This is a genomic window from Pedobacter cryoconitis (assembly GCF_003259615.1).
GTDB classification, from domain to species: Bacteria; Bacteroidota; Bacteroidia; order Sphingobacteriales; family Sphingobacteriaceae; genus Pedobacter; species Pedobacter cryoconitis.
In genome coordinates, this window is the sequence record NZ_QLLR01000015.1 from 1 (window position 1) to 23,248 (window position 23,248).

Below are 23,248 nucleotides of genomic sequence, written 5' to 3' on the forward strand. Positions count from 1 at the left end.
TTTGAAAACCCCAAAAAAACAAACATAAATAATTGACTAATAGCTATCTATAAATATTAAATCGATAGTTCTAAGTTTTACCGGACAATAGTGTTCCGTAATATAAGTTATATCAACAAAAGTGATAACGGCACCATCCCTCTTTTTATCTTTTCGGATATAAGGCATGATCCGCATCAAACTTCTTTTACCATTTTTTAGCGCCACCTCTTTTTCAATGACCGGGCCACCTGATAAAACTGAACTTACATCCGTAATCAGGTTCTCTGAAATCAGATTAGTCGAAATCTGGACAAAAGAACGGCCTATATCTGCATCAATCATATTGATAATATGAATCGCAGCCGCATTAAACTTACGGATGTAAAGGTTTGCATCCAGAAATACCTGACCAATATCTGTACTCCTGAAGTAATTATCCAGGTCGTCATTCAATTCAACCAATTCCTTAATCTTGACCTGGTGTTCAGTATTCAGCGTATAAAGCTCTTCATTTAAAGATTGTAACTCCTCATTTCCTGACTGTAATTCTTCATTCGCTGAAAGCAATTCCTCATTGGTAGACTGCAATTCTTCATTGGTTGTCTCCATTTCTTCCATAGCCAGCTGCAGATTGCTTCTACTTTCATTCAGCTCTGCTTCCAGCTCAAAAACATACTCATCATATTGAATGGAGGACAATGGAGAATTACCAGCTTCGTCTTTATCAGTAATCACCTCAGCTGCATATGCTGCAAAAGTAAGCATGGTATATCCAGCCTCATCAGGTGGCTGAATTGCTATATTCAAGAGCGATGGGTTTTCGTCCGGATTGACCCGGAGCTTGTTTAAATGTACCGAAACGTTATCTTTCCATACTTTTCTTAAAGCAGTATTTAGGACAACAGTTATTTCTTTAGGCACCATTTTCAGAATATTCAGCTCGATTTTCTGATCTGGTAAGGATAAAAAGTTCTTATAATTCCCTATAACCTCTTTAATAATATATCCCTTATCAATAAATACACCCGCATAACCCAGTTCATCGACGATGAATTTATTAAAGCGTTTTTCAATTTGGGTCTGCGCTGGCTCAGGTACATTTTTTGCACCTTTATCTTCTGTAGCCAGTAACCTGCCGGAAGTATTATAAGTATTAAAAGAAGAATAATTAATTGCTCCTGATTTTTGATAAATCTTCCACTTCTCCGCAATTTCAGAGATACCTCCCTTTAAAACATGAGCCGTTTCACTCGGACCTAAAAAAAGATACCCACCCTTATTCAGCGCAAAATGCAAAGTAGAAAGTATTTTTTCCTGCAATGTTTTATTCATGTAGATCAACATGTTGCGGCAGCTTACCAGGTCATTCTTAATAAATGGCGGAGACTTAATCACGTCATGTTTCACAAAAACCAGTTGTTTTCTGATTAAAGGATTGATGCTATAGGTACTGCCTTCCTGTATAAAATACTTTTTAAAAAGTGCAGCAGGGACTTCCTTTATTATGTTTTCTGGATACTGATTTTTGGAAGCTATTTCTATACTTTTATCATCAATATCCGTAGCAAAAATTTTCACTTCCAGATTTTTCCCTGCACGTTCCACACACTCGTTAATCAAAATAGCAATAGAATATGCTTCCTGACCAGTACTACAAGCACAAACCCAGACTTTTAAAATGTCTTTATCTTTCTTATTGCTGATGATCTCCGGTAAGATCTTTTTTTCTAAAAACTCAAAATGATCTTTATCCCTGAAAAACCTGGTCACTCCGATCAGGAAGTCCTGCCCCAGTATTTTCACTTCATTGATATTCTCTTTTAAGAACCGGATATAATTATCCAGCGTGTGGATACCGTTTTCATTCATCCGTCGTCCAATACGCCGGATAATAGTAGGTGTTTTATACAAATTAAAATTGTTCCCACTCTGTTCATGTACCAATTTAAAGATAGTATCCAGCATACTTGCATCGACATTACTATGGTCCAGCACGGCTAATGGATCTTCATTGACATAATTGAGCAGTTCCTGGAACATTTTAGCAGGAGAAAGAATATGGTCAGCTTCTCCAAGCGAAATGGCACTATTAGGCATTCCGTCAAACTTGGCAGTGACCGGGTCCTGAACCAGTACCATTCCTCCATTTTCTTTGATACTCTGGATTCCTTTAGTGCCGTCAGTGCCGGTTCCTGAAAGAATAATGGCAATTGCCTTTTCCTTTTTGTCTTTAGCCAGGGTATGCAAAAAAACATCCACTGCCATATTAGGCGCTTTAACGATTGATTTATCGGCAAGTTTTAAGCGGTCCTTACTCACTGTCATTAATTTATTATTCGGAATAATGTAGACGAACCCCTGCTGTATCAGCATATTGTGGGCTGCCTCAATAACCTGCATTTGCGTATGCTTGGAGACTAACTCTACCAATAAACTCTTGTGGTCGGAAGAAAGATGCTGAATCACAACAAATGCAAAATCTGAACTCTGAGGCATGTTATCAAAAAATTCATGTATAGCCTCTAGTCCCCCCGCAGAAGCACCTATAGCGACAATGTATTGCGCATCTTGTTTAGAATAACTGTTCTCCTGCTGATCCCGCATTTCGGTCTTCATTTGTATTTTTTGATTTTCTATTGTTGTGCTTGTTTAATTGTAAATTCGAACAGGAAGCTCCTTAAAGATTCAGCAACTTCGAGTTCATTTTTAGTCCAGGGTAAAGCTTGCTGCTCAACCGTTTGTTTCCAGAGTTCAAATGAAGTTCTGGGATGATACTTTTTACCATCATCAGTAAAGTTGATCGCCTGATTAGGGTCTCCTCCCCAATCGATATTTTTTATAACCTCTGGTCTGAAACATACCAGAAAATCTCCTGCGGTTTGAGCTATGGGTATAAAGAGTACGCCACTTGCTACAGCTGAATACGCCGCTGCATCCTCATATATAGCAGATAATGAGTTTGTTGAATATACAGTATTTAAGTTTCTACTTTCAAACCATTGTATTAAGTTATATAAATCAGCCCGATCAGGAATATTCCCTTTGGTTTCTGACCTGCCATTGATGCTGATTAACACTCCCGAAGCATTAAATAGTTCTAATATATCACCCGAATCATCCTTTAAAAGGCCCGTAGCTATATCATCTTGTGCATAAATCTGATCAGTTAATGCAACACGTTTCTCCTGAATTTGTTTACTATTTCTATAATCCTGTTTGTTAACGATCAATGAAATTTTAGTTGAAATCACTTCCGACAGCCATTCAAATATAGAACATAGTTCATAATTCAGATATTTTGGTTCCAGGTGATGACAAGAAATTAATCCCCATAAAGTCTCATTGCAGATTACCCTGATTGACATGGACGCTTTCACTTTCATGTTTTTCATATATTCCAGGTGGACTTTAGCAACCCCTCTCAGATTGCAATCAGAAAGGTCTATAAAGGCATTGGTTACGGGGTTAATGACCGGGTATAACCTGATGGGTTCATAATCCCGGTTTGGTATCAGCCGGTAAGGATTCTTCAGGTACATTTGCCTGGCTTGTTTTGGCACATCAGAAGCGGGGAAAGTCTGTCCAAGATACTGGTCAAGACGCTCATCTTTTTCTTCTGCAATGACAGTACCGTTCCAGTCCTTGTCAAACTGGTACATCAGTATCCCGTCAAAGCCAGCTATCTTACGCAGTTCATGAATGGCAATATTGCAAACTTCCTGCACGTTATCGGCCTGATCAATAGCTGTGCTGATATATTTTACTTCCTGAAAAACATCTGCAAAACTTCTGTTATAATTTTCTTCTTGTTTTTCAAGCTCTATGATAATATAATCTGCTTCCACATGTAATAAGGCCAGGAATAAACTGGTCTGTTGCTGAGCAGTAAACTGAAGATAAAGTGGTATCCTTTTAGACAGCCCTCTTTTAAGTAATTCTTCAATTTTCACGAGATCTTCTGAACTGATAAAATCAACCAGCGAACTGTTGATTAACTCTTCCGCCCGTTTACCCGCCAACTGAACAATATTCTCACTTAACTGTATAATATTCAGTTTTTTGTCTACAATTAATAAATAACCGTAGTCTTGTATGGAGTTGATATGATGTAAGGGCAAACTTCCGCAGAAGTCAGAATCAAAGTTTTTTTTATCAGTCATCTTGAATTAAAAATCAGAGGTTAATTACACAATTTGCAAGGTAAAGCATTTTACAGGTGTTTTTTTTCTTTACCAAATAATATACCAATTCTACCTTACGTTGTAGGATTTTTTAAAGTTTCAAAGCTGATGGTCCGTAGATTAATTACTATTTTAGCCGCCATACACAAATCATTATGATCAGTTCAATAATCAAAGAGGCTACCATGCCTGCACATCAAAAACTGGAAAAAGAAGTTATTTTAAAACTTAAAGCGATTCGCAGTGACGAAGATTATGTAGCACTGCTCAAAAACTTCAATGACTATTTCAGCGCACTTGAAAATGCGATAACTCCCTATATTACAACAGAAATCCTTTCGGACTTTGCACAGAGAAGAAACTCGGCTTATATCAAACAGGACATTATAGAACTGGGCGGAGATCCTGCAGCAGCAGCCGGGATTGAAGTCCCTGAAATTAAAAATGCGCTGGACGCTATGGCGGCCTTGTATGTAATGGAAGGCTCTATTATGGGCGGAAAAATCATTGTACAAATGCTGGCTAAAGGTAATGTCACTAAAGGTGTTTCTTTCTTCTCTGGCTATGGGGAAGACACGGGCAGCATGTGGGGTAAATTTGTACAGGCTTTAGATCAGACCGGCAAAAATGAAGCTGATGAAAGCAGAGCTGTTGAAGTTGCCAATGCAACTTTTAATTGTTTCGCCAAAGTATTTTAATCCATAGGATGAACGCATACAATGCTTGTCCACGCTGATAACGCATTGTATGCCATTCAAATCAGGAAAACCGGAACCTTTATATCAGCATTTGAGCTTACAAAAGCTAAAGTACAGCATATGAAGTTCATAGCAGTAGCAACCAATTAAGGGGTGTGAACGGCATTATTATTGATGAAGGAAAATAAATTTAACCAATCAATAATTTAATGAAAAACATTCTTAAACATTCCGCTGCCAAATTAGCTGTTGCCGCCACCCTTATTTTAGCTCTACAGTCCTGTTCAGAAACCGCCGACAAATTCTTTGGGATTGCGGTGTTAAACACAAATTTCATATCCAGATTTGCGACCCCGTCAATGGCGAAAGAAATTAATGGACAAACCGTTGAATATGCAGATATTCCTTCTTCTAAGAAAAAAGGTGATGAAGCTGTTTCCTATGTTAAAAATCAAATACTCTATATAGAAAAATCTCTGAAGGACATCAAAGCCTTAAGCGCGAGTGGTGAAAGAAAAGTAATCCAGGACCAGGCTATTGCATTGTATGAATACGTACTGCCAGTTTATAAAAATGAATATACTGCTTATGCGAAATTATGTGATGCAAAAGGTTCACAGGAAGAAAAAGATAAATTAATTAAGGCTATCGAAGAAAAATACAACACTGAATTTGAGAAGAAATACTCCATTTTATTAGAAAACGGGAAAGCATTCGCAGAAGAGAATAACCTGAACGTCAAATGGTAGTGGAATTTTACAGAAACAGAAAGAAATCGATTAATTTATTATTGATACTATCAGGCGTATTGGTACTAATGCTGTTGATCCTGCTTTATAGCAGTGGGGTAATTTCTGGCAGCATCATTGCCAAAGGAATTGCTTTTTCTTCCATAGCCAGTGTAATATTAGCAATCATTATCATTAAAACGCTGATCTCCTTAAAAGATAAGTCTCCTTTAATCGTGCTGACCCCAGAAGGAATTACCTCAAAGGTTACGGCGGTGAGTAAAGCCGCTGGTTTAATTTTATGGGAACATACCGATGATATACAGCTTCACAAAGTTGGAGGAGATACTCTGGTTGCTTTGATTATTAATAATGCTGAGCCGTATTCAGCAAAGATCCGCAAAAAATTGAGTTCAATTGCTTTGGAGAAAGATCAGGATCTGCACATTTACATGACTGCTTCAGTGCTGGACATAAGCGCTGAAGAACTTTATGAGCAGGTGAGTGATTATAGAAACCAGGTAAATCAAGCTGCTGCGTTCTAATTCAATTGCTGCTGCCCTATAGTACGGCAGCAATTTTTAAATAAAATGCTATTGCTTATCAATAAAAATCACGTCATCACCCTGATGCTGTAACTAATTCCGGTTTATTTACTCTTATTGCAGGAACACCCAATTAATCCGCATTCTTAAATAGCACAAAGACAATCAATGAAAAGGTATTTTATTCAATTTCTGCTTCTGGTAAGTGCTGGTTCAGCATTTGCACAGCAAAGTGGCCCTAGCTACCAATACAGCCTCAATTTAAACAATGTCACCAATGACAAGCTGCAGGTTACACTGCTTACACCAAAATTAAAAGGTGGTGAAACCGTTTTCCATCTGCCTAAAATGGTTCCCGGCACTTATGCAATAGCCGATTATGGCCGTTATATTTCAGAGCTGAAAGCCTTTGATCAAAAAGGGAATTTATTAAAAACTGACCGCACAGATTCAAACTCGTGGAAAATCTCTACTGCAGATAAACTTGCAAAAGTTACTTACCTGGTGGATGACAGCTGGGACAGCCCGGAGGTTAAGGGTGCTGAAATATTTCAGCCTGCAGGCACAAACATAGATAAAGACAAATTATTCGTCATTAATAACTTCGGGTTCTTTGGCTATTTCGATGAGCAGAAAAGTATTCCTTTCGAGATCACAATTACTAAACCAGCCGGCTTTTATGGGTCAACTTCTCTGAAAGCGGACCATGTTAATGCCACTACAGATAAATATAATGTGCCTGATTATTACAGCCTGGCAGATGCGCCTATGATGTATAATAAACCGGATACGACTTCTTTAAATATCGGAGGTGCTGAAATCCTGGTTTCACTGTATTCGCCGAACAAAAAGGCGACTTCAGCGGACATTGCCAAAGGGCTTAAACCGACATTAGAAGCTCAGATGGCTTATCTTGGCGGCCGTTTACCTGTTGATAAATATGCTTTTATAATTGCTTTAACAGACAATACAAAAATAAGGAGTTATGGTGCTTTAGAGCACTCCTACTCTTCGTTGTATTTCCTTCCGGAATTCTTTAGTCCGGAGAAACTGGCCGAAAATATTAAAAATGCAGGTTCTCATGAATTCTTTCATATAGTAACCCCGTTAAGTATTCACAGTCATGAAGTTGGAGAGTTTGATTATGATCATCCTAAAATGTCTGAACACTTATGGATGTATGAAGGACTAACCGAATATGCTGCACATCATATGCAGGTAAAGTATGGTTTGATAGACTTTAAGCAATACCTGAAAGTTCAGAATGATAAGTTAGACAATGCTATGCGTTATAATGATACATTGGCTTTCACTAAAATGTCTAAAGGGGTTTTAGATACTTATGCCAGTCAGTATGGAAATGTTTATGAAAAGGGAGCGCTGATTGGCCTTTGCCTTGACATTAAACTCAGACAGTTATCAAATGGAAAGTACGGTACTCAAAACCTCATGGCTGACTTATCAAAAACCTATGGTAAAACAAAGTCTTTTAATGATGAGGAACTGTTTGCAACCATTACCAAATTGACTTATCCTGAGATCGGCGAGTTCCTGAACACTTATGTTTCCGGAGCAAAGAAACTACCTTACAAAGAGATTTTCGCCGCTATAGGGGTAGATTATGAACCTGTGGTTACCGTTAAAAAAGCGGGTATGGGTAAAATGGGTATGGCTTACAACGGTAAAAGCTTTTTTGTTGCCGATATTAACGGAATGAATGATTTCGGTAAAAGAATGGGTTATCAGAAGGGTGATGAATTTATCAGCATCAATGGCAAAAAGATGCCTGATGTTTCTGAGGTCAAACTATTCCTGGATAACTTACGTGAGAACTTAAAAGAAGGTGATCAGCTGACTATCGTTGTCTCCCGAAAAGATACCACTGGTAAAGCTACTGAAGTTACCTTAAGTCAACCTGTTGAAGTTCAGGAAGAGAAGAAATACAATGTTTTAAAAGAGCTTCCTGAGTTAACAGCTGCTCAGACAGCATTAAGAAAAGCCTGGTTGAATACAAGTTCAAACTAGTTTATTCTGCACAATAACGCTGATTAAAAAAGTTATTTTAATGTGTACGTTTAAACAGGCGGGTATAAAATTGCCCGCCTGTTTGAATTTTCAGAACGTACTATCGAACGCAGCGCACAAAACATATCCACAAAAGAAAACCAAACCGCGCCGAACCAAGCTGTTATTTAACTTATTTTAACTTATTGTTATAGAATGTTATATAAATAATATAACCAATTTAGCGATAAGCCATTATATACATGAAGAAACTATTATTTTCCTTACTATTCCTGTTTGCTGCAAACTTTGTCTTTGGACAGCAGTTTATCCTTAAAGGTGTTACCTCTGACAAGCAAAACAACACCCTTCCCTTTACCAGTATTTATATTCAGGGCACCACGAAAGCTACTTCTGCCAATACCAACGGGGAGTATCAGTTCAAACTTGAAAAAGGCCGTTACACCTTGATTTTCAAAGCTGTAGGCTACAACCAGCTTATTAAACAAATAGACATCAGTGCAGATATGAATCTGTCTGTCGTCATGGAGGCCGAAGTATACCAGCTTAAAGATGTCGTGATCAAAGCAAACTCAGAAGATCCGGCCTACGAAATCATCAGAAATGCCATCAAAAAACGTAAGCAGCACCTTACTGAAGTAAAAGCTTTCTCTTGCGATACCTATATCAAAGGCGTAACCAAACTTAGAAATGCTCCTAAGAAATTTATGGGCAGAAATGTACAGGAAGATTTTAAAAACATAGGGCTGGACTCTGGTAAAAGAGGGATAATTTATCTTTCTGAATCGGTTTCCAAATTCAACTTCCAGCAGCCGGGGAAAATCAATGAAGAAATGATTTCTTCAAAAGTAAGTGGCAACAGCAATGGTTTTAGCTTTAACCAGGCTACAGACTTTCTGATTAGTTTTTATAAAAACACAATTGACATTAAAGAATTGAGCAATGTAGGTTTTGTATCCCCTATAGCTGATAACGCGATGTTATTTTATCGCTATAAATTCATCGGGACCTTTAGAGAAGGCAATGACTGGATTAACAAAATACAGGTAATTTCCCGTCGTAAGTATGACCAGGTTTTCAATGGTTATATCTATATCATTGATGATAGCTGGCGCATTCACAGTACAGACCTTGCGATCACTAATAATTCGATTATTGAGGGAATTGATACCCTGCATATCAAACAGCAATTTATTCCGGTCAATGCTGATCAATGGATGCTGGCCAGCCAGCGCTATGACTATACAGGTGGTCTGCTTGGCTTCAAATTTATGGGTACTTACACAGGCGTATTCAACAATTATAATATTGATCCGAATTTCCCGCCAAAATTCTTTACCAACAGGGTGATGAAAGTTAATGCCGATGCCAATAAAAAAGACTCGACGTATTGGGCAGCTGTCCGTCCGATGTTGCTGACTCCCGATGAACGCAAAGACTATGTGAAAAAAGACAGTATCAAACTGGCGCACAGTTCCGACCAGTACCGTGATTCAATTGATAGAAAAGAGAATAAATTTAAACCTTTAAAGGCACTATTGTTAGGCTACAGACATCAAAACACGAAAGCAAAAGAATATTGGGGAATAAGCGGACCGCTTTTCAGCATCAATTACAATACCATAGAAGGCTGGATCTATAATCCTAAATTAACCTATAGAAAAACGCTGAAAGACAGTACTTCGCTGGTCATGCAACTGAATCCGCGTTACGGCTTTGAAAATCAGACATTAAGTGCGAATGCGAGTTTGAGCTACAGGTACGATACTAAACACAATGCCTATACTGGAATTCGCGGAGGAACAAGTTATGCCGATTTCAATACGAATTACGATGCGATCCCTGCCCTGTTTAATACCATAAGTACTTTATTTGATAAGAATAACATCTTAAAATTATACAAAAAAGATTTTGTGAATATCAATTCTGGCAGAGAACTGAGTAATGGATTATATCTTTCGGGTAGCCTGGAGTATGCTAACAGGACTCCACTTCTGAACACCTCTTTCCGCACGATTAAAGACTTTCCTGATAAAGAATTCACCGCAAATAACCCATATCCTACTACAGGTAATGATTATGCCTTTGTAGCTAATAAAGCACTTACCCTTGCTGTAACGCTGAATATCACCTTTGCACAAAGTTATATAGAACGCCCTGATTTCAAGATCAGACAAGGTTCTGTCTATCCAAAACTTCAGCTGGATTACCGTAAAGGGATAAAAGGTCTGTTAAATTCGGATATAGATTATGATTATATAGGTGCCCGTGTCTTTGATTCAAACAAAAGGCTAGGTATGATCGGTACTTTCAGGTATAGCCTTGCAGCAGGTAAATTCCTCAACAGGGACAAAATGTATTATATGGATTTCAAACATTTTGCGGGTAGCAATATCGTAGTCTACACTCAATTTACTGATGGTTATATGTTACTTAGCCCTTATGAATTCAGTACAGGAAAGGAGTTCCTGGAGGGACATTTCGAACATAATTTTGGTGGCCTTTTTCTAAGTAAAATCCCGCTGTTTAAAAAGTTGAAATTACAGGAAGTTGCCGGTGTAAATTACCTGACTTCTGATGTGATCAAAAATTATACGGAAGTTTATGTGGGTGTGCAGCGATTCGGGTTAAGGTTAAACTTTGTTAAAGCTTTTAATTATGAGAATGTAAGTGCTTCAAAGGAGAATCAAAGTACTACAGGGTTCAGAATATCGGCGGCATTCTAAACCGGCCATAAACAAACTGATTACAAAATCAATTAAAATCTGATTATATACCAATTGGATATTTGATATGATTTAAAAAGAGGTTGATCATTTTTCAATTAATGATACAACCTCTTTTGCATTAAAAAATATTGGCATCCAGTTCAGTATAAATATTAATTACAATTTTTTAACCACAAATTTGCGCTTTGGACCAGTATAATTTAAACATGAATCCTCTAATTTAAGAACGCCAAGTTTTACCAGTGTAAAGTCAACTACCCATCGGTTTATTAAATACATTCTACCAGGTGAACCTGCGTATGTTATGGGTGAGGTTGTCAGCGAATCAGGATGAAACCTTCTGATATATAAGAATTCATCAATATTTTCAATCTTATTCAATTTGAAATAGCAATAATATAAAAACTTGCTATCATTGGCGAAAATCTTATCCTCTGATAGTCTATTGCAATAATAAAACATATTCCTTTCAATAGCAGAAGAGGGATGAAGAAGGGCGTGAGCAGGCCCATTTTCCAAAGCATTAATGACATCTTTCGGATACCTGATAGCTTGTATGGTTCTATTAAAATAATCCATTTTAACTTCATGAGAACCACATAAGGGGATATTTCTTTTAGTCATAAATGCTGAAAGCCGTTCAAATCTATCCGCACAGGGAATATCGTCGGAATCCTGAAAAAACACAAATTTAGCTCTGCCCTGATTTACTAACCAGTTACGTATAACATAAGGTCCAACTGGATTAGACTTAAAAGAATAAAAGGATACATTGGGATATTTATGCCGAAACCCTAATTCTTGTCCAACGGTAAGCTGATCTATTCCAATAAATACATCGACATTTTTGAACTTATTTAAGAATACCATCAAATTACGCAAATAAGATATTTCACCTCTATGTGGAACAACCACATCGCAATGGATAACGTCAGAAAGTTCAATAGTTTCAAATGGAATCTGCCGGACAATAATCCTATATAAATTTGAATTACCATTGCCAATGTAATTTAACAACTCAAATAGTAAATTTCTGGAAAGGAGTTCAATTTGGTTGTACGTGTTGATTATCTTTTTGAAATGATGAAAATTACAGCTAAATGAATAAATAAACTCATCACTGCTTACCTGATAAAGCGGAGCCTCTTTTCTTTGTGTAAGTATTACAAATGTATTTTGATCGTTATCAAAAAAAGCTTCTAATGACTTAGTAAGCTTATTCATCTCTGGTTTAAAAACATCCAATGGAGGATCAAATTTCAGGCACAAAATATAATCAAAGTCTTGTTCTAAAAATTCAAAACTCAAAACCATCATATCATAACGGGTTATCATTTCATTCTTTTTCCAAAGAATAAAATGATAGTGCCTGTAATCATCAACTAGTCTCATAATTTATAGAATTAAAAATAAATCCATCAGCTAATAGCATTATATGATGATGTACGATTGCTCATTTATTAACTTCATTATCTGACTACGACATCTGTTTTTTTTGCATTCATCATCCAGTTGCTGCACTTCTTTATACTGATCTTCTGTAAATAAGGTGTGTTCAGCAAGATGTATAATGCGGTTTCCCTTAAATTGCTCCTTTGCTCCTTCTTGTAGTTCCCGGTTAGTAACAATATAAAATGTTTCTGCAAAATTTGCCAGCTGCATATAGTCAATAAGCTGAATAATATGAAATTCTGTTTTTTCATCCAAATAGATATAAACGACCTTAACCCGGCCTTTTGCTTGGAAAATGGACTGTATATGTTCATCATTTAATATTGAAATGTAATAGGAAAACTCTTCTAAATATGGGAACGTTTCCATCAATGTACTTTCGACAGCTGTTATGGATATTCCGTATTTATTTCTGAAATAAGTATAAAGTAAGGCACAAATAATAGATCCGAGCGGTGGGTTGTCAACGTATCCTGTCGTTTGAAATCCCGTTTGAAATATAGGATGAAACCCTGTAAAGTTGGCTTCAATAACATATAATTTCCCTCTGGCAGTAAGCCCAACGTCCCACCCAATTAAAGTTCCTTCCAAAAAAGAATAAGGTAGTTTTTTTAAGATCGAATCTATAAATTCCTGGGGGCGGTCAAAAACGTTTATTTCATTGTCGCCACCTATCCTTAGCGTTAGCCCGTATAAAATATCTTTACCGAAAGTATGTATCCTAAACTCTTTATTAAGGTTTAGCCGTTTTTGAATTATCCATTTTTCATTCTCAAAAGAGTCTACATTCTTATGGTTAAGTAATATCTTTTCGAAATCTGTAGTTTTATCAAAACTGTTCGTTCCACCGGAGCCATGGCCGAGAGTAGCTTTAATGAAGTAACCTGATTTAACCAGTTGCCTGATATTTGCTACCCAATCCTCCTTTTTCAGAATAGCTGTAAGACTTAATGTTCTTGGTATACATCCAGGTGCGTAATGATTAAGAATTAAATACTGAATATATTTGTTTTCCGGTCTCCATTTAAATATGTGATGTTCATTTATACCCAATTCATGACATAAAGCTTTTACAATAAGTGCCCCAATCCAGCCGGACAAATCCGTCAGTAAAAAAGAATGCGGAGAAAGCTCAAAGGTTTTGCTCACCAGATTGTTTTTCACAGTATTCAACTTTGAACTGTTGATATTCAGTATTAACTCCTTTAAAAAAACATCTTTTTTTTCCATGAATTGAAATATCGCCAGAGCATCAATTTACAGACAATAGGTAACTAAATTCAGGCCATAAGGGACAAAATACATACTTGTGATTTTTGGGTATTCTGCTACAAAACAGGGTTTTTATATTTTGTAAATTCAGTAGCTCATCAAAAAATTAATCGAATGAGATTGTTTCCATTTTATTTCCAGTCAAGCCAAATGGATTGTGGGCCAACTTGTTTAAAGATGGTCGCAAATTATTATGGAAAGATCTTTTGTTTACATCAAATGAAAAATTGGTCAGAAATAATGTATCGGGGTTCATCTATGTTAGATCTAGTGGATTACGCTAACGATTTAGGAATCACATCTACGGGATTAAAAATTGAGATAAAACGACTTGGATTGGTTGAACTTCCTGCAATTTTACACTGGGATCAGCATCATTTTGTTGTTTTATTTAGAATTCAGAATAACTTCTACTTTATCGCAGATCCTGGTATCGGAGTTTTACAGTTTAATGAATTGGATTTTTTAAGTCATTGGCAGAATCAGAAAAAAGGTGATCAGCGTTTAGGAATATTATTGGCATTATCAGTTATCCACTAACAATTATGAGGCAGATGGCCGCTAATAAACAGACCTCGTTTTCGTAAATTTAATAGGGTGCTAATTAAATTTTAAGCATAGGCTATCGTGCAGAATGAGATAGCATGTAAATTAAAATATATGCTATGAATTTTTTCAAAAGTCTGTTGGAGCCAGTATCAAATGAGACTGAAATGGCCCATTTAATCATCCGGTTGATCAATGCAAAAATTTCTAAAACAACACTCCAAAAGGAAATCGAGGAACATCCTGAGTATCCAAGCCTGCTCAGCATCAGTGATGTTTTCACCAATCACGGTATTGAGAACATTGCTTTAAAAATAGATACATATCAAATTACAGATACATCTGGTCCTTTTATAACTCAATTGTATGGTAAAGAAGAGGTGACTTTCTTTTCTGTCGTTAGAGAAAAAAGAAATAACACAGTTGATTATTTCGATCCGGAAAAACATAATTGGATTACTATTGGCAAAGATGAGTTTGTTAAAAAGATTACCGGAATAGTCTTGTTAGTAGGAAAAGGAGATAGAATTTTTGAAAAAGACTATGACAAAAAAATAAAAGCAGAAAAAGAAAAAAGGTTAACCCAATACACTGTAATTTTTTGCATTCCAATTCTCTCAGTTGCTCTGGGTATATTCTATTGTTTTCAAAATGGTGCAATTATTATTTTTCCGTTCCTATACCTGTTGTTAACTATAATCGGTGGTGGATTAGCAATACTATTAATTTGGTATGAGTTAGATAAGCACAATCCCGCACTGAATCAGATTTGCACAGCAGGGAAAAAGATAAATTGTGGATCAATATTACTGTCGGGTGCTGCTAAGATAGCTGGTTTAAGTTGGAGCTCAATTGGTCTGAGTTATTTCACAGGCTTACTACTATTGTTAATTTTCGGAGGATTAGACAATAAGGATGTTCTATTTATATTGTCATGGGGAAGTGCGTTGACTTTACCATACCTGATATTTTCCATTTATTATCAGTGGATCATTGTCAAACAATGGTGTATTTTATGTTTAAGTGTTTTGACTGTACTGGGTTTACAAACAATGGTTTCAACTTTTGCTGGTTGGCATACTATAGCTAACATCGATTCAATTACTCCTGAACGGGTAATCCAACTGTTGTTTGCTTTTGTTTCTCCATTAATTGTTATCAATGTTTTAATTCCGGCATTACAAAAAGCAAAAGAGGGCAGGAAAAATTTCATCAGCTTACAAAAGCTAAAAAATAGTCCCCACCTCTTTAATGCGCTCCTAAAAAAACAAAAAGCAGTAACTGAATTGCCTGAGAACCTGGGTATATTTTTGGGTAATCCCAACGGTAAGTATAAGATCATTAAGGTTTGTAATCCTTATTGTGGCCCTTGTGCAGATGCACATCAACAGGTAGAAGAGTTAATGGAGCATAATGAAGATATTCAGCTACAGATATTGTTTACTGCAACTAACGACAAAAATGACATCAGAACACCTCCGGTAAAACATTTTTTAGCTTTAGCAGACAAATATGATCAAGAAACCCTAAAACTGGCATTGGACGATTGGTACTTTAACGACACTAAAAACTATGATGCTTTCGCTGCAAAATATCCAGTATCTGAGAAATCAGAGTTACAAGATAAAAAAATTGAAATGATGAAGAATTGGTGTGACAAAATTAAAATAGAGTTTACGCCTACCTTTTTTATCTCAATAAGTGAAGGTAATAATGACAAACCACCTGCATATTTTCAAATGCCAGTAACATACACGGTAAATGATCTCAAATACCTTTTTCTAAAATAAATATGTACATCAAAATAGTACATACTAAATTCCAATTCACATAAATAAATTTAAACGCTATGAATAATTTAAGGTTAATTAAAGTAAATTTTGCGGCAGCAGAAGTACTTACGAGAGAGCAATTGAAACAAATTGGTGGTGGGGGTCCTCAATGCGGATCTTATCCCAATTGCAACACTAATCCGTGTGTTGCAATGTCAGGTCCATGTATAAATAAACCTGGTACATGCGGCAGAACATCTGCGACACAATCATGTACATGTGCTGTAGTTTGCTGATTTTTCATGAAATCTCTAAACAGTAGGTTTCTAGTATTATTATAATTTGCTAGAAACCTACTGCCTTATTTTTCACATAACTTACTTAAGTTCCTTAAATATATATTAAAAAATATATCAATTACATCAGTAAATCGGCAAAATTATTTTTTTTTCAAGAATAAAATAATTTAGTGTACAACCATAAATTTATTATATAAACTTAAAATTTATAGACATGAAGCACAAATTGCTCCTATTGTTATTGGTATGCACAATAAGTGCCAAAATCAATGCACAACCATTATTTAATATCGGCCTTAATATCGGTGATTCCGCTCCTCCGCTGAAAGTAAAAGCCTGGGTTAAAGGTAAGCCAATACAAAAGTTTGAAAAAGGTAAGATTTATGTGATAGATTTTTGGGCAACATGGTGTATACCTTGTATGGCTTTGATGCCGCATTTTTCAAAACTAGCACATAAATATCAGGATAAAGCTACTTTTTTATCAATTGATATTTATGAAAAGGAAATAATCCCCATAGCAAAAATTAAAAAATTAGTTGACAGTATGGCAAATCGAATGGATTTCACGATTGGTATCGAAGAGAATAAATTAATGACTAAGACATGGGCCGACCCCTCTAAGCTGGAGGGAATACCAAGCATATTTATAATAAATGATGGAAAAATAGACTGGATTGGCCATCCCAAATATGCTGATAGCGTTTTAACACAAATATTAAATAAGACGTGGAGACCGGGATTAGCACTAATAAAACGCAATGATCAACTTTATTTAAAGCATTTGGAATATGTGAGTGCAGCAGAATTAACGGCAAAAATAGACCGATATAAAATTAATATGGCTGGTAATACTTATGATAGAGTAATGATTAGTCCAGATTCTGTACTTTTAGTCATCAATGAAATGGTTAGGAACGTTCCTAGTCTAAAGTTTCTTCCTGTTTTCGTTTCATCTACATTCCGATCATTATTACAAACAAATCCGCAAAAAGCCTATGATTTTGCCCGGGAAGTAATGGCTACACATACTTATTACGATGAACCTATTTATCTCTCTTTAGTCTACTATATCGAGGAAAATTCTGATTCACTAAAGCTTCCAGAGAACATTTACAGGCTAGGAGCAGAATGTTGTCAAGCATGGATAGATAGTGATCCTTATCCTGAATTTGGTTTAACCTTAAGTTCATATAAAAGAATGGCAAACCTATATAGGCATGCTGGAGACTTGCAAAAGGCTGCCGAAGCGGAGCGAAAAGCGAAAGACTTCTCTCTAATAAATCAAAAACTGTTAAATCAATGAGTTTAAATTTAAAAAACAGGATTCAACTTCTTGTTCCAAAAATAACTATTGGAGTTAAAAAGTATTAGAATAAATGGTAAATATCAGGTATGCACTTAATTCGTTCTGTCAGGTTCCTATTTTACAATATTAAGCATATAAATTTTAGGTCATTCCTATGTGAATTTAAATCAAAAAATATGAAGTGTAAATTTCAATTGTTCATATTATTATGTACAATAAGTTTTAATATCAATGCACAGTCATTTTTTAATATTGGACTTAATATCGGTGATCCTGCGCCACCATTGAGAGTAAAAGCCTGGGTTAAAGGTAAGCCAATACAAAAGTTTGAAAAAGGTAAGATTTATGTTATAGATTTTTGGGCAACATGGTGTATACCTTGTATGGATTTGATGCCGCATTTTTCAAAACTAGCGCATAAATATCAAGATAAAGCTACCTTTTTATCAATTGATATTTATGAAAAAGAAAATATCCCCATAGCAAAAATCAAAAAACTAGTGCATGATATGGGTAACCGAATGGATGTTACGGTCGGTGTTGAAGAAAACAAGTTGATGAGTAAGAATTGGGCTGATACATCTAAAGCCAAAGGAATACCAACCATATTTATTGTAAATGATGGAAAAATAGACTGGATTGGCCACCCCAAATATGCTGATAGTGTTTTAACACAAATATTAAATAAGACTTGGAAGCCGGGATTTGCACTGATAAAACGCAATGATCAACTTTATCTAAAACATTTGGAATTGATGAGTGCAGAGGAATTAACAGCTAAAGTATACCGATATAAAATCAATATGACTGGTAATACTTATGATAGAGTAATGATTAGTCCAGATTCAATACTTCTAGTCATCAACGAAATGGTTAAAAATGTACCTAGTTTAAAATATCTCCCCATTTTTGTGGCATTTACATTCCCAGCACTATTAAAAACAGACCCGCAAAAAGCCTATGATTTTGCCAGAGAAGTAATGGCTACACATACTTATATCGATGAACCTATTTATCTTTCTTTAGTCTACTTTATCGAGGAAAATTCTGATGCCCTAAAGCTTCCAGAAAAGATTTACAGGTTAGGAGCAGAATGTTGTCAGGCATGGATAGATAGTGATCCTTATCCTGAATTTGGTTTAACCTTAAGTTCATATAAAAGAATGGCAAACCTATATAGGCATGCGGGAGACTTGCAAAAAGCTGCCGAAGCAGAACAAAAGGCGAAAGACTTCTCTCTAACAAATCAAAAACTGTTAAATCAATAAGTTTAAATTTAAAAACAGGATTCAACTTCTTGTTTTCAAAAATAACTATTGGATTTAAAAAGTATTAGAATAAATGGTAAAGATCAGGTATGCACTTAATTCGTTCTGTCAGGTTCCTATTTTACAGTATTAAGCATATAAATTTTAGGTCATTCCTATGTGAATTTAAATCAAAAAATATGAAGTGTAAATTTCAATTGTTCATATTCTTATGTACAATAAGTTTCAACATCAATGCACAATCATTGTTTAATATTGGCCTTAATATCGGTGACCCTGCCCCTCCCCTGAAAGTAAAAGCCTGGGTTAAAGGTAAGCCAATACAAAAGTTTGAAAAAGATAAAATTTATGTGATAGATTTTTGGGCGACATGGTGCATACCTTGCATGGCTTTAATGCCACATTTTTCAAAATTAGCTCATAAATATCAAGATAAAGCTACTTTTTTGTCAATTGATATTTATGAAAAAGAAAACGTTCCAATAGCAAAAATCAAAAAATTAGTAGATAATATGGGAGACCGAATGGATGTTACGGTCGGTGTTGAAGAAAATAAGTTGATGAGTAAGAATTGGGCTGACACATCTAAAGCTAAAGGAATACCAACCATATTTATTGTAAATGATGGAAAAATAGACTGGATTGGCCATCCAAAATATGCCGATAGCGTTTTAAAACAAATATTAAATAAAACCTGGAGGCCGGAATTGGCTCGGTTAAAGCGCAACAACCAACTTTATTTATATGATCTGGATATGGAGAGTACAGGTGAACTAGTAGATAGAACATACCGATATGAAATTAATATGGCGGGCAATACTTATGACCGCGTAGAAATCAGACCTGATTCGGTACTTTTAATTATCGATGAAATGGTTAAAAATATACCTAGCTTAAAATTTCTTCCGGGCTTTATTGTGTCTAAATTCCCCGCACTATTACAAACAGACCCACAAAAGGCTTATGACTTTGTCCGTGAAGCAATGGCTACACCTTCTTATTATGATGAACCTCCTTACCTTCTTCTTGTTAACGCTATAGAAGAAAATTCTGATAAAATGAAAGTCCCGGAAAATATTTTCAGGCTAGGAGCAGAATGTTGTCAGGCATGGATTGATAGTGATCCTTATCCGGAATTGGGTTTTACCTCGACTACATATAAAAGAATGGCAAACCTATATAGGCATGCTGGAGACTTGCAAAAGGCTGCCGAAGCAGAGCAAAAAGCGAAAGACTTCTCTCTAACGAACAATAAACATTGATCAATGAACTAAAATTTAAAAACAGGGCTCAGACAATCACGTCCTGTGGAAATGAAAAAAACAAAAGATAGAGTGGGATAAAAAGAGGTCAATCATAAAGATATGGCCTCTTAAATTTAAAACCATGATTAGTTAATCTTTTAATAATCCAGCAGGATATAACTTTACCTTGTAAGGCTTAGTATTTCCCCGGATCACTTTAATCATCTGAGTTTGGTAACCAGCAAATGAAACAACCAGCATATCACTATGACGGGAAATCATTAATGCTGCAACCCCGTCAGCATTTGTAATCGTATCCTTATGTAGTTCTTTCAAGCTTACAGTTGCTCCGGGAAAAGCATTAGATTCCTCATCAACTACTGTCACATGCAGCATACATTCCCGTGCAGCGATGCTATAATAAACGGGTGCTGCAGGTGAACTGGCAGTAAGACTGAATATCAAAATAGCAAATAAGGCTAACAAGCTGATGGACAGGGCAACTTTTTTCATCTTTTGAGTATTACTTAAATTTACCCATTTCAATGCTGCCCTAACTGGACATATGACCCATAATCAACTTAGTGTGAAAATAATTTACTATAAAAACAAGAGGCCGCATTGAGACACGTAACCTCCCAAATAGTGTCTAACTGTCAGGAGATTACGCCTTCTCAACAAGGCCTCTTATCTTATTTAAATGTCAAATTCTTTTATTTAAATGCCAAAGGATCGGGTCTGTTCTTTCGCATCCTGAAATCGGCAAACATGGGCTTTTCATCAATCATAAAATACAGATTATTAGACATCAGAAAATCCAGATCCTTACCTGCTGTCATCCCAAAAGAATGTCCCGGCCAGATTAATGTAGTTTTAGGGAAATAGCGCTTAAAAAACTGGACTGAATCATAAAGCGAATCAATTGCGCTGACCCCACACTCCCCTACACCTTCAATAAAAACAGTATCGCCGGTAAAACAATGCGGGCCAACCTGGTAACAAGTACTTCCCGAGGTATGCCCCGGTGTAATTACCGGAATAATCTTTAACTGATCAATAACAAGCTCCTCCAAATGGTATACTGGCTGTAAATTCGGACAACTGAAATTATAATCCCTGATTTCCGTTGCAGACATATAAACCGGAACTTCATGAAGCTGCGCAAAAGTTGCAGCAAGGTCGACGTGGTCCCGGTGCGAATGCGTTAAAAGCACTCCCTTTAAAACGATTTGATGCGTTGACATAAAATCATTGATCAATTCATAATCCCATGCCGGGTCAACCAACACACCAGTTTCGCCTTCATGAATCAAATAACATTGATTTTTCATCTGCCCCTCAGAAACGCGAAAAAGTTTCACTTCCATAAACGTCTTTTTATTTAGTTTGTAAACTGCATTTCACTCAGATTTCTGTACAGTCCGCCAGTCACATCAATCAGCTCGTGGTGCGTACCTTCCTCGACAATCTGTCCCTGGTGAAGTACAATAATTTTATCGGCCTGTCTTACCGTAGCCAGACGATGCGCAATCACAATAGAAGTACGTCCTTCCATCAGTTTATCCAGTGCATCCTGTACTAATCTTTCAGACTCTGAATCCAGTGCAGATGTAGCTTCATCAAGGATTAAAATACGCGGAGCTTTAAGAACCGCACGTGCAATAGCGATCCGCTGACGCTGTCCGCCGGAAAGCTGTATGCCCCGCTCCCCTACAATGGTATCCAGACCGAGCGGAAATCTTTGAATAAACTCCCAGGCATTTGCCTTTTCTGCAGCCGCAATGATTTCTTCCGCAGAAGCACCTTTTCTGCCGTAGCCAATGTTATCTCCAATGGTTCCGCCAAAAAGAAAGACATCTTGCGGAACAACTGCAATTTGTGCTCTCAATTCCGATAGAGGAATACTCGCACTATCTCTTCCGTCAAAGAACACACCGCCTTTAGAAGGGTTATATAATCTCAGTAACAACGATACAATAGTGCTCTTACCCGCACCACTTGAACCCACAATGGCAACCTTCTGATTGGCAGAAGCCTCAAAAGATACCCCCTGCAAAACATTAATATCTTCTCTTGTCGGATAGTGAAAATGAATATCACGGAAAGCGATTGTTCCATGAAGCAGATTTTCCGGTGCAATACTTTTGAAATCCGTCAGCTCTTCTACCGGTTCTTCCAACAGCTCAAAAAGGTGGGTCGTTGCGCCGATACTTTTCTGTAAAGAAGTATATACCTCTGCAAGACCCGAAATAGATGTGGCAATAAATATAGAATACAATAAGAATGAAATCAGTTCACCTGAAGCCACTCCTGTAGTTACCCCGCGCCAGATCACAGCGACCAGCGTTCCGAACATTCCGATAATGACAAAAGAATTAAATAAACCTTTGTACTTACCACCTTTCATTCCTAACCTGGCCATTTCATTCGTATGGGCACGGTAGCGGCCAATTTCAAAAAACTCACTCACGAAAGCCTTTACACTGAAAATACCCTGTAAAGTTTCTTCCACAACCGTATTGGACAGCGCTACTTTATCCTGTACCTGCATGGCATATTTATTCAGGAACTGCCCGAATAATTCTCCCACAACCATCATCACCGGCAATAACAACAGCATGAAAATAGTCAGCTCCATCGAAGTGAGCATCAGCAAGACCAAACCGCCAATAATAATGACCGTCTGCCGCACCAGTTCTGCCAGCGTGGTATTGAATATCTCCTGCAGTAGTGTAATGTCAGCAGAAATTCTGCTGCTCAGTTCACCTACACGTTTATGCAGGAAAACACTCATCGGCATTTTAATCAGGTGGCTATATACAGTCTGCCGTAAAGCAGCCAATGTTTTTTCAGTAACATTCACAAACAAGACTACCCTGAAAAAGGAGAATATAGCCTGTAGAATAAGGATAACGACCAGCAACCATCCAATATAGGTGGTCTTGCCCGACTCGATACCCTGCTTACCGCCATCAATCAATTGCCCGAGCAGCTTTGGCAATGCCAGACCAGATACGCTGGCAACCATCAGCAAAAAAAGTCCAAGGCTGAATTCCAGCCAGTAAGGCTTTACATAGTGTAACAAACGTAATAACGGTTTAAGCGAACTACGTTTAACACTTTTAACTTTAACAATTGTCTGATTTTGCATTTAGAAAACTTTGTAATAAAAATACGTAATTACGGCCCGCATTCCGG

Annotated in this window: 17 protein-coding genes; 10 read left to right on the plus strand and 7 right to left on the minus strand. The window is 36.7% G+C overall.

The genetic code is table 11. The annotated features are described in order from the left end of the window. Window positions 1-36: 36 nt before the first annotated feature. Both LY11_RS14715 and LY11_RS14720 read right to left on the minus strand, forming a co-directional pair. On the minus strand, window positions 37-2,598 hold the full coding sequence (locus LY11_RS14715) for a chemotaxis protein CheB (RefSeq protein WP_245952779.1): 2,562 nt from the start codon (window positions 2,596-2,598) through the stop codon (window positions 37-39). Window positions 2,599-2,615: 17 nt separating this feature from the next. Next, a complete protein-coding gene (locus LY11_RS14720; protein ID WP_111634430.1) occupies window positions 2,616-4,142 on the minus strand; it encodes a GAF domain-containing protein in 1,527 nt (508 codons plus the stop codon). 176 nt (window positions 4,143-4,318) lie between these two features. Between LY11_RS14720 and LY11_RS14725 the strand changes: the two genes are divergently transcribed. The 5 genes from LY11_RS14725 (at window position 4,319) to LY11_RS14745 (ending at window position 10,885) form a co-directional block, all read left to right on the plus strand. After that, window positions 4,319-4,861 carry a biliverdin-producing heme oxygenase gene (locus LY11_RS14725; protein ID WP_111634431.1) on the plus strand — a complete coding sequence of 181 codons (543 nt, stop codon included), beginning with the start codon at window positions 4,319-4,321 and terminating at the stop codon, window positions 4,859-4,861. A 209-nt stretch (window positions 4,862-5,070) separates the two neighbouring features. Continuing rightward, on the plus strand, window positions 5,071-5,610 hold the full coding sequence (locus LY11_RS14730) for a hypothetical protein (RefSeq protein WP_111634432.1): 540 nt from the start codon (window positions 5,071-5,073) through the stop codon (window positions 5,608-5,610). Continuing rightward, window positions 5,604-6,134 (plus strand): STM3941 family protein, encoded by a 531-nt coding sequence (locus LY11_RS14735; protein WP_146610853.1) that lies wholly within the window; start codon window positions 5,604-5,606, stop codon window positions 6,132-6,134. Before LY11_RS14730 ends, LY11_RS14735 begins: the two co-directional genes overlap by 7 nt. Before the next feature lie 168 nt (window positions 6,135-6,302). Continuing rightward, window positions 6,303-8,159 carry a M61 family metallopeptidase gene (locus tag LY11_RS14740; RefSeq protein WP_111634434.1) on the plus strand — a complete coding sequence of 619 codons (1,857 nt, stop codon included), beginning with the start codon at window positions 6,303-6,305 and terminating at the stop codon, window positions 8,157-8,159. Window positions 8,160-8,401: 242 nt separating this feature from the next. Further along, window positions 8,402-10,885 (plus strand): DUF5686 and carboxypeptidase regulatory-like domain-containing protein, encoded by a 2,484-nt coding sequence (locus LY11_RS14745; protein WP_111634435.1) that lies wholly within the window; start codon window positions 8,402-8,404, stop codon window positions 10,883-10,885. Window positions 10,886-11,044: 159 nt separating this feature from the next. Here LY11_RS14745 and LY11_RS14750 read toward each other — a convergent pair whose 3' ends face one another. Continuing rightward, window positions 11,045-12,280, minus strand: coding sequence for a glycosyltransferase family A protein (locus tag LY11_RS14750; protein WP_111634436.1), 1,236 nt, complete (start codon window positions 12,278-12,280; stop codon window positions 11,045-11,047). A 39-nt stretch (window positions 12,281-12,319) separates the two neighbouring features. After that, window positions 12,320-13,570, minus strand: coding sequence for a hypothetical protein (locus LY11_RS14755; protein WP_111634437.1), 1,251 nt, complete (start codon window positions 13,568-13,570; stop codon window positions 12,320-12,322). Between the two features lie 219 nt (window positions 13,571-13,789). Here LY11_RS14755 and LY11_RS14760 point away from each other — a divergent pair, with 219 nt between their 5' ends. From LY11_RS14760 to LY11_RS14780, 5 genes are all read left to right on the plus strand, one after another. Next, window positions 13,790-14,152 (plus strand): cysteine peptidase family C39 domain-containing protein, encoded by a 363-nt coding sequence (locus LY11_RS14760; RefSeq protein WP_245952785.1) that lies wholly within the window; start codon window positions 13,790-13,792, stop codon window positions 14,150-14,152. Window positions 14,153-14,277: 125 nt separating this feature from the next. Next, window positions 14,278-15,948: a vitamin K epoxide reductase family protein gene (locus LY11_RS14765; RefSeq protein ID WP_111634439.1), complete on the plus strand. Its 1,671-nt coding sequence runs from the start codon at window positions 14,278-14,280 to the stop codon at window positions 15,946-15,948. A 495-nt stretch (window positions 15,949-16,443) separates the two neighbouring features. Next, window positions 16,444-17,535, plus strand: a complete 1,092-nt coding sequence (locus LY11_RS14770; protein ID WP_111634440.1) for a TlpA family protein disulfide reductase — start codon at window positions 16,444-16,446, stop codon at window positions 17,533-17,535. Between the two features lie 179 nt (window positions 17,536-17,714). Then, entirely contained in the window at window positions 17,715-18,806 is a 1,092-nt protein-coding gene (locus LY11_RS14775; protein ID WP_170132695.1) for a TlpA family protein disulfide reductase, read from the plus strand. A gap of 179 nt (window positions 18,807-18,985) precedes the next feature. Then, entirely contained in the window at window positions 18,986-20,068 is a 1,083-nt protein-coding gene (locus tag LY11_RS14780) for a TlpA family protein disulfide reductase (protein ID WP_170132696.1), read from the plus strand. 132 nt (window positions 20,069-20,200) lie between these two features. On the opposite strand, the gene LY11_RS14785 is transcribed toward LY11_RS14780, so the two are convergent. The 3 genes from LY11_RS14785 to LY11_RS14795 all read right to left on the minus strand — a co-directional run bounded on the left by LY11_RS14785 (window position 20,201) and on the right by LY11_RS14795 (window position 23,201). Next, window positions 20,201-20,563, minus strand: a complete 363-nt coding sequence (locus LY11_RS14785; protein ID WP_111634443.1) for a carboxypeptidase-like regulatory domain-containing protein — start codon at window positions 20,561-20,563, stop codon at window positions 20,201-20,203. A gap of 200 nt (window positions 20,564-20,763) precedes the next feature. Further along, on the minus strand, window positions 20,764-21,417 hold the full coding sequence (locus LY11_RS14790) for an MBL fold metallo-hydrolase (RefSeq protein ID WP_111634444.1): 654 nt from the start codon (window positions 21,415-21,417) through the stop codon (window positions 20,764-20,766). A 14-nt stretch (window positions 21,418-21,431) separates the two neighbouring features. After that, entirely contained in the window at window positions 21,432-23,201 is a 1,770-nt protein-coding gene (locus LY11_RS14795; RefSeq protein ID WP_111634445.1) for an ABC transporter ATP-binding protein, read from the minus strand. Window positions 23,202-23,248: the final 47 nt, after the last annotated feature.

Coding starts and splice junctions, on each gene's coding strand:
- LY11_RS14715 (WP_245952779.1), bottom strand. CDS start 2,598: ATGAAGACCGAAATGCGGGATCAGCAGGAGAACAGTTATTCTAAACAA.
- LY11_RS14720 (WP_111634430.1), bottom strand. CDS start 4,142: ATGACTGATAAAAAAAACTTTGATTCTGACTTCTGCGGAAGTTTGCCC.
- LY11_RS14725 (WP_111634431.1), top strand. CDS start 4,319: ATGATCAGTTCAATAATCAAAGAGGCTACCATGCCTGCACATCAAAAA.
- LY11_RS14730 (WP_111634432.1), top strand. CDS start 5,071: ATGAAAAACATTCTTAAACATTCCGCTGCCAAATTAGCTGTTGCCGCC.
- LY11_RS14735 (WP_146610853.1), top strand. CDS start 5,604: ATGGTAGTGGAATTTTACAGAAACAGAAAGAAATCGATTAATTTATTA.
- LY11_RS14740 (WP_111634434.1), top strand. CDS start 6,303: ATGAAAAGGTATTTTATTCAATTTCTGCTTCTGGTAAGTGCTGGTTCA.
- LY11_RS14745 (WP_111634435.1), top strand. CDS start 8,402: ATGAAGAAACTATTATTTTCCTTACTATTCCTGTTTGCTGCAAACTTT.
- LY11_RS14750 (WP_111634436.1), bottom strand. CDS start 12,280: ATGAGACTAGTTGATGATTACAGGCACTATCATTTTATTCTTTGGAAA.
- LY11_RS14755 (WP_111634437.1), bottom strand. CDS start 13,570: ATGGAAAAAAAAGATGTTTTTTTAAAGGAGTTAATACTGAATATCAAC.
- LY11_RS14760 (WP_245952785.1), top strand. CDS start 13,790: ATGGTCGCAAATTATTATGGAAAGATCTTTTGTTTACATCAAATGAAA.
- LY11_RS14765 (WP_111634439.1), top strand. CDS start 14,278: ATGAATTTTTTCAAAAGTCTGTTGGAGCCAGTATCAAATGAGACTGAA.
- LY11_RS14770 (WP_111634440.1), top strand. CDS start 16,444: ATGAAGCACAAATTGCTCCTATTGTTATTGGTATGCACAATAAGTGCC.
- LY11_RS14775 (WP_170132695.1), top strand. CDS start 17,715: ATGAAGTGTAAATTTCAATTGTTCATATTATTATGTACAATAAGTTTT.
- LY11_RS14780 (WP_170132696.1), top strand. CDS start 18,986: ATGAAGTGTAAATTTCAATTGTTCATATTCTTATGTACAATAAGTTTC.
- LY11_RS14785 (WP_111634443.1), bottom strand. CDS start 20,563: ATGAAAAAAGTTGCCCTGTCCATCAGCTTGTTAGCCTTATTTGCTATT.
- LY11_RS14790 (WP_111634444.1), bottom strand. CDS start 21,417: ATGGAAGTGAAACTTTTTCGCGTTTCTGAGGGGCAGATGAAAAATCAA.
- LY11_RS14795 (WP_111634445.1), bottom strand. CDS start 23,201: ATGCAAAATCAGACAATTGTTAAAGTTAAAAGTGTTAAACGTAGTTCG.